Raw genomic sequence first — 13,132 nt, 5'->3', positions numbered from 1 at the left:
AATGTCACAATCAAATAATTACTGCGTCATCATGGCGGGAGGAATCGGAAGTAGATTCTGGCCAATGAGCACGCAGAAATACCCGAAACAATTTCAAGATATTTTAGGAACTGGCAGAACAATGATCCAGCAAACTTATGATAGAATTCGTAAGATCGTTCCTGTAGAAAACATTTACGTCATCACCAATAAAGAATACGTTTCTCTGACAGAACAGCAGTTACCTGAATTAAAAATTGAAAATATTGTCGGAGAACCGATGATGAAAAATACGGCTGCCTGCAACATTTATATGGCAAAAAAGATTGCCATAAAAAATAATGACGCTAATATTATCGTACTTCCAGCGGATCATTTGATCTTGAAAGAAAATATATTTTTAAAAAAAGCCGAACTCGCTTTTAATCTGGCAGAAAAGAATGATTATCTCATTACCTTGGGAATTAAACCAACACGTCCGGACACGGGTTACGGATACATTCAGTTTGTTGAGAAGAAGAATTCTGAGTATTTTAAAGTTAAAACTTTTACAGAAAAACCAGATCTGGAGATTGCGAAAACTTTTCTTGAAAGTGGTGATTTTCTTTGGAACGCCGGTATATTTATTTGGAACGTACGATCTATCCTGTCTGCCTTCGAAACTTTTTTACCCGAGATGGCTCAGAATTTTGAAAGCTGCGACTATAATTCGGAAGGTGAAACACAGTGTATCGATCTAATTTATCCAAAAGTAAATAAGATCTCCATCGATAATGGGATTTTAGAAAAAGCAAAAAATGTTTTTGTTATTCCCGCGGATCTGGGTTGGAGCGATCTGGGAACTTGGAATTCCATTTATGAAAACTCAGATAAAGATGAACATCAGAATGCGGTAAAATCCCGTCATATCCTCAATTACAACTCGAAAGGAAATTTGATCAAAATAAAAAATCAGAGTAAAGCGGTTGTAATCGACGGTCTCGAAAATTATATTGTGGTGGACACTGATAAAGCACTTTTGATCTGTCCGCGAGAAAATGATCAGCTTTTGAAAGAATACATTCAGGATCTTCGGGCTTTGAAACAAGGGGAAAATTTTCTTTAAAACCCATTAGATAAATTTTAAAATCCTTTTAGTATTTAGAAGGATTTTTAATTTTATTGAATTAGACAATATCGATAATATTCTGAATATCAATCTCTTCCAGGCACGCCCAATCTCCACGATAACATTCCTTATCTCCAAACACAGAACAGGGTCTGCACGTGAGATCTTTCACCTGGATGATATCTGTTTCACTTTGTCCGTAACCCAGAAAGCCGGCATAAGGGTGTGTTGATCCCCAGATCGATACGCAGCGTGTTCCCACCAAACTTGCCAGGTGCATGTTTGCAGAATCCATAGAGATCATGGTTTGCAGTTGTGAAATTTTCTGAAGCTCTTCTTTTAAGGTTAATTTTCCCGCTACGTTTTCTGAATTAGGAATTTGGCTTACCCAATGATCTAAAGTTTCAACTTCTGATGGTCCGCCACCAAAGAAATAAATTTTATGATTTTTGGAGAGTATTTTAGCTACTTCAAAAGACTTCTCCAGCGGTAACATTTTTCCTTTATGCTGGGCAAATGGCGCGAAACCAATGCCGGATTTTAAAATAGATTTAGATCGGTATTGATTAGAAAGTGTTACGGGAAATCCCATTTCCCGAAAGACATCTGCGTAACGTTCTGTCGTATGCCTTAGCGGTTTCTTTTCTAAATTCCAAATATCTGTAAGATGTTCTTTGTCTTCTTTTCCTTTGTCGACAACAAAAACTGGGTAACCTCTTTTCCTGAAAATGGTATCTAAGATTTTCGTCCGAATCACGTTGTGAAGGTCAGCGACCATATTTGGACGAAATTCTTTAGTAAGTTCGTTGGTGAGTTTTCGCATTCCCCAAAAACCTTTGTAATCATCAATATCAATTCCTTTAAAAATTAGATTTGGAATGCCATCAAACAAAGCACGAAAGTTATTTCTGGAAACCAAAATAATTTCTAAATCAGAATTCTGTTCCAAAATTTCCCGAAAAACGGGTGCGATCATGGCAACATCACCGAATGCAGAAAATCTATATGTTAAAATGCGGGTCACTTCTTAAGTTGATAAGCTACGGCGTAAAATTTAATCTGCTTAGTCATAGCCATTAAACCATTAGCACGGGAAGGTGATAGAAATTCCTGTAAACCGATCTCGGAGATGAATTCAAAATCAGAATCCAAGATCTCCTTCGTGGAGTGACCGCTGTAAATAGAAACGAGAAGAGACACAATTCCTTTGGGTAAAATTCCGTCAGAATCAGCGTTAAAATTTAATTTACCATCTGTAAAATTAGCATCTATCCAAACTTTAGACTGGCAACCTTTGATTAAGTTATCGTCTGTTTTTTTATTGTCAGGCAGTCCTTTTAATTCTTTTCCAAGCTCGATTATATATTCGTATTTCTGTTCCCAATCTTCAAGAAAGGCGAATTCATCTACTATTTCCTGTTGTTTTTCTTTAAGGGTCATTATAAAAATTCTTTGTACAAAGGTAAGAAATGGATTTTAGAAATTTTCGGTTTTTACGTTTTTAAAGAGTTCGATAATTTTTGGTTCTTCCTTTTCCCAACAGAGTTCGGCGGCAGCTCTTTCAAGTTCAGGTTGGTAGAATTCTCTCCCATTATCAAGAACGATTTTTATTTTAGCTGCAATGTTTTCCGGATCATGGTTTTCTATTATTTCTCCGACCTTGAATTGATTATAAACTCGCATCATTTCTGGAAAATTTATTAAAACCAGGGGTACTCTAGACTGGATACAATCTGAAACTTTATTGGGCAAAGAATAAAGATAACTCACACCACCGTTTTCTTCAACACTTAAAGCAACATCTGCTTTTATCGTAAATTTTCGAAGTTCTGATGGTATTAATTTTCCAAGGAACTGAACTTTATCTTCCAAACCTTCGTCTTTGACAAGTTTTTCATATTCCATCCTTTTGGGTCCATCACCCGCGATTTTAAGAACAACATTACCTATATGTTTTGTCGCAAGAATAGCCTGCGAAATTCCACGGGATTGATTAATGACGCCTTGATAAATAATTACCTTTGGAGAGTTATTAGGAAACTCTATTTTTTCTGTAATTTTATTTGGAATATTTCTGACCACTATCGGTTTAACTCCATATTTCTCCGAAAACCATTCTGCATAGCTCACACTTTCGGTCATCATAAATTTAATATGTGGAACGAGTTTACGTTCTAATAACCTCCAGATCTTTTGCGTAAATTTACCTTGTAATGCAGGCATCTCCGTAAAAATTTCGTGACTATCGAATACGAGTGGAATTTTTAATTTTCGGGAAATAAGGTAATTAGGCAATAAAGCATCAAGATCATTGGCTAAAAGAATGGTACTGGAATCTGCAAGTCTACCGAGTTCCTTATAAAGTTTCATGTTGAATTCCGGGTAAGCCATTTTAAGGGACTTCGTGTGGTGATTGATGCGTTTAAATTCGTAAGGCCGAACCATTTCTCCTGCACCACCCCAATCATTACCAATCAGTAGTACTTCATACCCATTTTTATGCAGGGTGTTACAGACTTTCTCTATTCTTTGATCAGTATAGAGATTACTGAATGCAGATACAATCACTTTCATAAATAAAAAATTTACTTCTTTTTCAGCAGATGATAAATTTGAATGAAACACAAAATACCATTTGGAATGATAACCGGCCAAAGATAATTACTAAAAATTCCGTAGAGGACAAACAAAAAACAGCCAATTAGATTGACGATTCTAATTTTTACGATGTCCTTTAATGCAAAACTAAGTACAATAAAAAACGAAGCACCATAACCAAGAAGATCCGTAATTTCTAGGGACATGATATTTTTTTTAGGAAAACAAACGTACTCATTTTGTTCGAGATACTCAAGTTTTAATCTGCCATAAAGTCATTAAATATTTTTGGTAAAGTATTTGTAACTTTGGTTATATCATTAAAGACTTTTAATTATCTTTAATATTAGATTGAGAAAAAAATATGGATCATAAATTTTCAAATGGTTTGGACCAAGTTTTCAAACACAGTAAAAACGAAGCAAGACGCTTGCAGAGTGAATTTCTGAACACTGAGCATTTCCTTTTGGGAGTGATCAAATCCGACAATTCTGCAAAAGAGATCTTGAATAGTCTGGGCGCAGATTTAACACAAATAAAAAGAAAGATAGAAACTTTATCGGTAACAAGTTTAAATCCTTTTTTAGCCGGAAGCGATAAAATTTCATTCACCAAAATGGCAGATCAAGCGGTAAAACGTTCGGAACTCGAATGTAGACAATACCAAAGTTCTGAAATAAATACCGTACATCTTCTTTTGGGAATATTGTATAAATCTGAAGACCCAACGACTAACATTTTAAGCTCGTATGATATTGATTACGACAGCGTAACAAAGGAATATCAGTCAATGCTTAAAAACACAGGACAAAATCCTAAGATGAGCGCATACGATGACGATGAAGAAAGAGAGGAATTCGGACAAATGCGAAAACCGACCGGAAATCTCGGAACGGGCAAGAGTAAAACGCCGACCCTGGATAATTTCGGGCGGGATTTAACTTCTTTAGCCCGAGATGGGAAACTGGATCCTGTGATAGGTCGTGAAAAAGAAATTGAAAGAGTCTCTCAGATTCTATCAAGAAGAAAAAAGAATAACCCACTATTAATTGGTGAACCTGGAGTTGGGAAATCTGCAATTGCAGAAGGACTGGCTTTAAGAATCCAGCAGAAAAAAGTGTCGAGAGTTCTCTTCGGAAAAAGGGTGATCACTTTGGATCTTGCGAGTTTAGTTGCGGGAACAAAATACCGTGGTCAGTTCGAAGAAAGAATGAAAGCGATCATGACGGAACTCGAAAAAAGTCGCGATGTGATTCTCTTTATCGATGAGCTGCACACCATTGTTGGAGCGGGAAGTTCTACTGGAAGTTTAGATGCTTCAAACATGTTTAAACCTGCGTTAGCGAGAGGCGAAATCCAATGTATTGGTGCAACGACGCTGGATGAGTACAGACAGTATATCGAGAAAGATGGCGCTTTAGAAAGACGTTTTCAAAAAGTAATGGTTGAACCGACTTCTGTTGAAGAAACCGTGCTTATTTTGAATCAGATCAAAGATAAATATGAAGATCATCACAACGTAACTTATACAGATGATGCGATTTTAGCTTGTGTGAATTTAACAGCAAGATATATTACAGACCGTTTCTTACCCGATAAAGCAATTGATGCGATGGATGAAGCGGGATCGCGAGTGTATATCAAAAACATGAAAGTTCCGAATGAGATTATCGAAAACGAAAAGAAAATCGAAGAGATCAAGGACCAAAAACAAAAAGCGGTAAAAGCTCAGGATTATCTTGAAGCCAGAAAACTGAAGGATGAAGAAGAAAGATTGCAGATCGAACTGAACCTTGCGCAGGAAATTTGGGACAAAGATGTGAAAGAAAAGAAAGAAGTCGTGTCCGAAGAAAGTGTGGCAGAAGTAGTTTCTATGATGAGTGGAATTCCTGTTACCAAAGTAGGTAAAAACGAACTCGATAAGCTTGCACAAATGGACACAATGCTTAACGGCAAAGTGATCGGACAGGAAGAAGCGGTGAAAAAAGTAGTAAAAGCCATTCAAAGAAACCGGGCTGGATTGAAAGATCCAAACCGACCAATTGGAACCTTTATTTTCTTGGGAACAACTGGTGTTGGTAAAACTGAGCTGGCAAAAGTAATGGCGAGAGAACTTTTTGATTCCGATGAAGCACTTATCAGAATTGACATGAGTGAGTACATGGAAAAATTCGCGATCTCCCGATTAGTTGGAGCGCCTCCGGGATATGTTGGATATGAAGAAGGTGGACAATTAACGGAAGCTGTTCGTAGAAAACCTTATGCAGTTGTACTTTTAGATGAGATTGAAAAAGCGCATCCAGATGTTTTCAACATTTTGCTGCAAATTTTAGATGAAGGTTTTGTAACCGATTCTTTAGGTAGAAAAATTGATTTTAGAAACACCATCATTATCCTGACTTCCAATATTGGAACGCGGGATTTAAAAGATTTCGGCGACGGTGTTGGTTTTGGAACAACAGCGAAGAAAACAAATACCGATGCAAGAGCACGAAGTACGATCGAAAATGCCTTGAAAAAAGCTTTCGCACCAGAATTCCTGAATAGAATTGATGATATTGTGATCTTTAATAATTTAGAAAAGGAACACATTTCGAAAATCATCGATCTGGAGTTGGCCAAATTGTACAAACGTTTAGAAAAACTGAACTACACCGTTGAATTGACGGATGATGCTAAAGAGTTTATCGCCGAAAAAGGCTGGGACAAAGATTTTGGAGCCAGACCTTTGAAACGGGCTATTCAAAAGTACATTGAGGATTTATTAGCAGAAATGTTGGTAAATAAGCAACTGGTTGAAGGTGAAACCGTTGTTTTAAAATTAAACGAAGCGAAAGATTCACTGGAAGGTTCAACTTCTAAAAAGAAACAGAACGCGAAATAGATTCTTCGGAATATAAATAGTAAACCTTGTCAATTTAATTTGACAAGGTTTTTTTATTCTTAATTAAATTTAATAGAAAAAGAGACCGATCCGAATCTCCCCTTATTTCAAAAAAAGAACGCACCTTAACAGATGCGTTCTTTTGAATATCCTGAATTTTATTTCTTTTTTGTTTTAACTTTCTCCACTTCTTCTTTAATGAAAGGATATTTTTGCTTCATATCTTCTAAGAGATTTTGATCTAATCCCAAAGCAACGGAAAGGGCTTTTCTGCCATCTTTCTGATTGTTTAAATGGAAATAACAGTTACTCAGCTGAAAGAATAATTCCGCACGATCATGCATTTTTGTTGCCTTTTTTAAGATCTCAACGGCATCTTCATAATCGCCGATCAACATCAACACTTCTGCATAAGCATACCAATTGTAGAATCTCGTAGGTTCATAATCGACCAACGTTTTCATGCAAGCCAAACTTTCCTCAAATCTCCCGGAATCGATATATAAGAACGCCAGTCTTTTTTGATAATCTAAATTATTATCATTCAAAGAAATCGCTTCCTTCGCAAAATGAAGCGCTTCTTTCATGCTGCCCATTTCCTCATAAATATAGGATTGCTCCATCATCGAAAGATAAAACTGCGGATCATCCCGCAATGATCTTTGAAAGGAAGTAAGCGCTAAAACCAATTGCTTGTTTTCTTTATAACACAAACCAATCTTATAATAAGTAAACGATTTGGTATATTCTAAAGCTAACATTTCTTCGTAAACCTCAACCGCTTTTAACCATTCTCCCATCGCTTCAAAACACGCCGCTTTGTTTGCATACACACCCACAGATTGCGGATTGATCGCCAAAAGGTAATCGAAGCCTTTTATGGCTTCTTCGTAATTTTTTCTGTTGAAATAAAATTGTCCGTATTCGTACCAAGCTGTTTCAGAAAAGGCAAACTTGTCGAGATATCCATTGAGGAACTCGATGGCTTCATCGCTTCTTTTCAGTTGATTGTAGGAGAACATGACGTTTTCCAGCGAATATTCATCATTCTGATCAAAACTTAAAGCCAGCTTATAATGCTTCAAGGCTTTAAAAGGATCTTCCAGGTTTACGTGTTCATCTGCGATAAAGTTGTGAAGGAAATTTTCTTCTTCCTCCAGTAACAGCGCTTTTTCGCAATATTCTATGGCACGTCTCGGATTGCCTAAGTTTGAATAATATTTTGCGCAACACACCAAAAAATCAGTACTTTCCATTGAAGATTCCTTCAATTCCTGCATTAATTCCTTCGCTTGCACATAGCTTTCGAGCTCCAAAAAGACCTCGAATTTCTTTATTTTTAATTCTAAGGAATTAGGATGCAGCTTTAATGCATAATTTGTCGCCATTTCGGCAAACGAAATATCTCCCATTTCTAGGTAGTAAATAATAATGTCTTCATATTCTTCGGTATCGAAGTAGAGTTCCTCATTATTTTCTACCATTTCTTCGAACTTCTTTACGAGTTCATTTTCAAAAAATTCTTCCAATATATTTTCTCACTGTTCTTTACGACGATTGAAATTACCTTACAAACTTCGTGAAAAACTATTTTAATTAAACATTACTAAAATAAGGATTATTTATCTAAATCAGACTTTTAATCTTCGCTATCATTTGATCTCCTAATTGATCTGCTTCTTCCTGGGAAAAAGCTTCGGTATAAATTCTGATGATCGGTTCGGTGTTCGATTTTCGTAAATGAACCCAATTCTTTTCAAAATCAATCTTCACTCCATCAACCGTGGAAACCTCTTCATTTTGATACTCTTTTTGCATTTTAGTTAAAAGCGAATCAACATCAATTTCAGGCGTCAACTCAATTTTCTTTTTACCCATGAAATAGCTTGGATAAGTTGCACGAAGTTCTGAAACTGTTTTATTTTCTTTCGCTAAATGTGTCAAAAATAAGGCCACCCCGACTAAGGAATCTCTCCCGTAATGAAGATCCGGATAAATAATTCCACCATTACCTTCACCGCCGATCACTGCATTTTTTTCTTTCATTAAAGTCACCACATTCACTTCTCCTACAGCACTCGCGAAATACTCGGAGCCGTGCTTCTTTGCAACGTCTCTTAAAGCACGACTGGAAGAGAGATTAGATATGGCAACGCCTTTTTTATTTTTCAATAAATAATCTGCCACAGCAACCAAAGTATATTCTTCCCCAAAAAGATCACCATTCTCATCGACCAAAGCTAAACGGTCAACATCGGGATCTACAACAACTCCGACATCTGCCTTTTCCTTTTTTACCAATTCGCAAATATCTCCTAAATGTTCCTTTAAAGGTTCTGGGTTGTGTGGAAACTGTCCGTTTGGTTCACAATATAATTTCACGACTTCGCAGCCTAATTCTTGCAGTAATTGGGGAATTGCAATTCCTCCTGTAGAATTTACAGCATCTACAACGACTTTAAACTTTTTAGCTTTAATAGCTTCTGCATCAACCATTGGTAAATCCAGGATCTGTTGGATATGAATATCGAAAGCATCATTTCTGGTTTCATATTTTCCCAAATCATCCACCTCGGCGTAATCAAAGTTTTCACTTTCGGCTAATGCTAAAACTTCAGCACCGTTTTCGCCTGTTATAAATTCGCCTTTATCATTGAGCAATTTTAATGCGTTCCACTGCTTTGGATTATGAGAAGCGGTGAGAATAATTCCACCATCTGCATTTAGTTCCGGAACCATTATTTCTACCGTTGGTGTTGTAGAAAGTCCAAGATCAACAACATGAATTCCTAAACCCTGCAAAGTAGCAGTAACCAAAGAATTCACCATTAATCCAGAGATCCTCGCATCACGGCCAACAACAAGCGTTAAATCTTTTTTGTTTTTATTATTCTGAAGCCAGGTTCCAAAAGCGGAGGTAAATTTTACAACATCAAGTGGCGTTAAGTTCTCATTAACCTTGCCGCCGATCGTTCCGCGGATTCCTGAAATGGATTTTATTAAAGACATATTTTATTTATTCTATTACAATTTTTATTGGTAAGCGAAAGGCTGATTTATAAGGATGACCTCTATATTCTGGCAAAATAAACTCACCATTATATTTTTTTATAGTTTTTATTACTTCATTTTCCATATCCATATCCACATTATTCTGGGAGGTAATTTTTGAAATTTTACCATCTCCATCAATTTCTATTAATATTGATAATGAAACAGTTCCTGTTTTTTTTGCGGTTTTTCTTGGGATTTTTGTATTATTAGCAACATAATCTCTTAAATCATTAATTCCTTTTTTTGGATAAGGTATTACATCTACTACGGTATAAGGATATTTTTTATTATCAGAATCAATTCCTAAACCGTTGGTTAAGACATTATCATTATAATTTTCCTGATATTTATAATTTAAAGGCTTAATAAACCCCTCCCAATTTCCAGATTTCACTCCATTTTTTAAGAAACCTTTTTCATAAGAACCATCTTCATCTTCAATGAAATAGCTACCACTTCCATCTTTTACTAATTGATTGCCTTTTTCATCCCAAAAATTTATTATTAATAAATCTCCATCTTCTGTCTTGTATTGTCCTTCAATTTGAGATTTACCATTTGAATACCAACTTTTATACGCCCCAAAATATTTTGAATTTGAGTAATTAACAATAGAACTAATGTTTCCGGATTCATTATAATATTTGAATTCTCCCGTTTTTACCATTAAATTTTTATCCAAAAACGAACCCGTCATCTGTAATGTTCCGTTTTTATAGTAATCTTTCACTGGAAAAATTGAATTGTTTTCGTTGTAATCAGATGCAATTTCGTAAAAAGTATAATTTTCTGTGCATTTCATATCTTTCCATGAAGCATCAAAACAAGTTTTTCGATCTTGTGCTTCATAAGTTTGAAAGAAAAAAGACAGTAAAAATACGGTAAGTAATTTCATAGATAATTTAAAATAAATCTTCCGCAAAAATACAAAATAATGAACAAGGAAAAAGTAGAATAATTAAGAACCGCAACAATCTCTATCGCACCCAGGTTTTCCGTTCTTTTTGAATTTCTTGGAGCTGAAATTTCGGGCAATGATTTTGTAGAGAGAATAGGCTGCAAACAGTACGATTACAGCGATAATAATATATTGAAAAATAAGAGAATTATCCATTATTTTAAAATTTGATAGACAATAAAAGAAGCGATATAAGCCAATCCCGACATTCCGACGAGTTGCGCCATCATCCATTTCCAGGACTTGGTTTCTTTATATACAACGGCTAAAGTTGAGACACATTGCATGGCAAAGGCATAAAAAAACAAAATTGAAACACCGGTTGCAAAATTGAAAACTTTTTCGCCGTTTGGTTTTACATCTGCACGCATTTTATCGATAATCCGTCCTTCTGGCGCATCTTCATCCAAGCTGTAAAGGGTCGACATGGTTCCAACAAAAACTTCGCGCGCTACAAAACTCGTTAAAATTCCAACTCCCATTTTCCAGTCGTAGCCGAGCGGTGCAATTGCAGGCTCTATGGATTTACCCATTTTCGCCAAATAAGACTGTTCTAAATTTACATCGGTTGCGACATATTTCTGGTCGTTTTGTTTTGGTCCAATATAACTGAAGAACCATATCACAATACTAAATAAGAAAATTATTTTACCTGCACCTGTTACGAATTCCCACACCTTCCCAAGAACGATTTTGAAATCATATCCAAAAAGAGGCATTTTGTAAGAAGGCAGATCCATCACAAGGAATGAAGTTCCTTTACTTTTTATTATTTTTTTGAGGATCAAAGACGCCATTAATGATGTGAAAAATCCTAGAAAATACATGGCCATTAAGACCAAAGCTTTATAACTGATTCCGCCGAAATATTTATCGGGAATTATTAGTCCAATAATAATACTATAAACGGGCAGCCGAGCCGAACAGGTCATAAAAGGTGTGACTAAAATTGTGATCAGCCGTTCTTTTACATTCTCAATATTTCGGGTCGACATGATGGCCGGAATGGCGCATGCAGTACCGGAAACAAGTGGTACAATACTTTTACCATTTAGTCCGAAAGGTCTTAGAAAGCGATCCATTAAGAAAATTACCCGCGCCATATAGCCGGAATCTTCTAAAAGATAAAGAAAGTAGAGTAAAATTCCGATTTGCGGGGCGAAAACCATAATACCGCCTAATCCCGGAATTATTCCGTTCGCGATTAAAGAATTAATTGGCCCTGCGGGAAGATATGTATTAGCAAATGCTGAAAGCCAAAGGAAAAAATCGGAGATCCAGTTCATTGGATATTCAGCGAGAAAGAAAACACTCTGAAAAATAAACAGTAGAATAGCTCCAAAAATTACATAGCCCCAAATTCTGTGGACCAGAACTTTATCCAATTTCTCTGTTAACAACTCTTTGAACTGGGCTTTTTTTGATAAAACTTTAGAAATAATCCTGTCAATATTCTGATAACGTCTAATGGTTTCCTGAGTCTGTAATCTTTTAGGCACCAAACATTTAACCTGATCAGCATTCATCTGATCCTGTACTGTTTCCAGCTTTCCCAAATAAGTATCGGAGGAAAGTAAAGTCCAGACTTTATATTGATTTTCTTCTTTAGTTTCCGCAAGGATTTTAAAAACCAATCCTTTCTGTTCTAAAGGAATTTCGAACGAAACTTTTTCGGATTTTGAGAAACTCTTTTTGTAAATTTCTCCTCTAATTTCTTCGATGCCTTGATTCTGCTTGGCATTACTGGAAAGAACGGTAACGCCTAATTCCTTAGAAAGCTGTTCCAGATCAATACTTATTCCGCGTCTTTCGGCTTGATCAATTTGATTAACGACCAATAAAACAGGAATTCCCAGATCCTGGATCTGCTGAAAAAGAAGCAGTCCTCTTTTAATGCTTAAAGCTTCTAAAATATAAACGACTCCAGCATAATTCTGTTGCTCATCGATCAAATATTTAGAAAGAATCGCTTCATCTTCAGAAGTTGGATAAACGCTGTAGGAACCCGGAAGATCGATCACCTCAAAAGATTCACCTTTATAATCGTAGTTTCCGGAATGGCTTGCAACCGTTACCCCGGCGTAATTACCGGTTTTTTGTTTTTTGTTGCACAACAGATTAAAAACAGTGGACTTACCTACGTTCGGGTTGCCGACAAGAAGAATCTGTTTATTTTTGGAAGTTTCCTGCATTTTATTTCATTAATCATTAATACAATGATTAGAAAATTTTTAAGTTAACCGTTCGACGATGATAAAGCGTGCTTCTTCTTCCCGAAGTGCAATTCTACTTTTCTCTTCGCCAAATTCAATGTAAAGAGGTCCCTTGAACGGAGCCTGATATAGAATTCGGAATGTTGTTTCCGGCAAAAGACCCATTTCAATAATTTTATTAGGCATTATAAGGTCGTCGTTTTCGTAACCCACAATTTTGCCCGATTTGTCTTTCGGGAAACAGCATAATTTATTAGAAATATCTCTTCTCAATTCGTAAATTTGTGTTGCAAATATAGGTTATTTAAATTTAATCTAAATAAGGAAGAGCGTTAAAA

Annotated in this window: 11 protein-coding genes; 2 read left to right on the top strand and 9 right to left on the bottom strand. The window is 36.0% G+C overall.

The genetic code is table 11. The annotated features are described in order from the left end of the window. The first annotated feature begins 1 nt into the window (after position 1). Positions 2–1,084: a mannose-1-phosphate guanylyltransferase gene (locus ACZ9HT_RS02780; protein ID WP_476038909.1), complete on the top strand. Its 1,083-nt coding sequence runs from the start codon at positions 2–4 to the stop codon at positions 1,082–1,084. 61 nt (positions 1,085–1,145) lie between these two features. Here ACZ9HT_RS02780 and ACZ9HT_RS02775 read toward each other — a convergent pair whose 3' ends face one another. From ACZ9HT_RS02775 to ACZ9HT_RS02765, 3 genes are read right to left on the bottom strand one after another with little or no spacing between them, the layout of a single operon-like run. After that, positions 1,146–2,111 carry a glycosyltransferase family 9 protein gene (locus ACZ9HT_RS02775; protein WP_476038908.1) on the bottom strand — a complete coding sequence of 322 codons (966 nt, stop codon included), beginning with the start codon at positions 2,109–2,111 and terminating at the stop codon, positions 1,146–1,148. After that, entirely contained in the window at positions 2,108–2,527 is a 420-nt protein-coding gene (locus tag ACZ9HT_RS02770; RefSeq protein ID WP_476038907.1) for a SufE family protein, read from the bottom strand. Before ACZ9HT_RS02770 ends, ACZ9HT_RS02775 begins: the two co-directional genes overlap by 4 nt. A gap of 36 nt (positions 2,528–2,563) precedes the next feature. Then, entirely contained in the window at positions 2,564–3,661 is a 1,098-nt protein-coding gene (locus tag ACZ9HT_RS02765) for a glycosyltransferase (RefSeq protein ID WP_476038906.1), read from the bottom strand. Positions 3,662–4,049: 388 nt separating this feature from the next. Between ACZ9HT_RS02765 and ACZ9HT_RS02760 the strand changes: the two genes are divergently transcribed. Next, on the top strand, positions 4,050–6,569 hold the full coding sequence (locus ACZ9HT_RS02760; RefSeq protein ID WP_476038905.1) for an ATP-dependent Clp protease ATP-binding subunit: 2,520 nt from the start codon (positions 4,050–4,052) through the stop codon (positions 6,567–6,569). 158 nt (positions 6,570–6,727) lie between these two features. On the opposite strand, the gene ACZ9HT_RS02755 is transcribed toward ACZ9HT_RS02760, so the two are convergent. The 6 genes from ACZ9HT_RS02755 to ACZ9HT_RS02730 form a co-directional block, all read right to left on the bottom strand. Further along, positions 6,728–8,098: a tetratricopeptide repeat protein gene (locus ACZ9HT_RS02755; RefSeq protein ID WP_476038904.1), complete on the bottom strand. Its 1,371-nt coding sequence runs from the start codon at positions 8,096–8,098 to the stop codon at positions 6,728–6,730. Between the two features lie 97 nt (positions 8,099–8,195). Further along, positions 8,196–9,578 (bottom strand): phosphoglucosamine mutase, encoded by a 1,383-nt coding sequence (gene glmM / locus ACZ9HT_RS02750; protein ID WP_476038903.1) that lies wholly within the window; start codon positions 9,576–9,578, stop codon positions 8,196–8,198. Positions 9,579–9,585: 7 nt separating this feature from the next. Beyond that, a complete protein-coding gene (locus tag ACZ9HT_RS02745) occupies positions 9,586–10,518 on the bottom strand; it encodes a toxin-antitoxin system YwqK family antitoxin (protein WP_476038902.1) in 933 nt (310 codons plus the stop codon). 63 nt (positions 10,519–10,581) lie between these two features. Next, positions 10,582–10,737, bottom strand: a complete 156-nt coding sequence (locus ACZ9HT_RS02740; RefSeq protein WP_476038901.1) for a hypothetical protein — start codon at positions 10,735–10,737, stop codon at positions 10,582–10,584. Then, the gene (gene feoB, locus ACZ9HT_RS02735; protein ID WP_476038900.1) at positions 10,737–12,773 is read right to left on the bottom strand and encodes a ferrous iron transport protein B; all 2,037 of its coding nucleotides are present in this window, start codon (positions 12,771–12,773) and stop codon (positions 10,737–10,739) included. Before feoB ends, ACZ9HT_RS02740 begins: the two co-directional genes overlap by 1 nt. Positions 12,774–12,812: 39 nt before the next feature. Continuing rightward, positions 12,813–13,067: a FeoA family protein gene (locus ACZ9HT_RS02730; RefSeq protein WP_476038899.1), complete on the bottom strand. Its 255-nt coding sequence runs from the start codon at positions 13,065–13,067 to the stop codon at positions 12,813–12,815. Between the last annotated feature and the right edge of the window lie 65 nt (positions 13,068–13,132).

It is taken from the genome of Chryseobacterium sp. UYP7 (assembly GCF_056279225.1).
The sequence above is the reverse complement of the archived record's forward strand: the minus strand, read 5'-3'. Positions and strand labels throughout refer to the sequence as shown.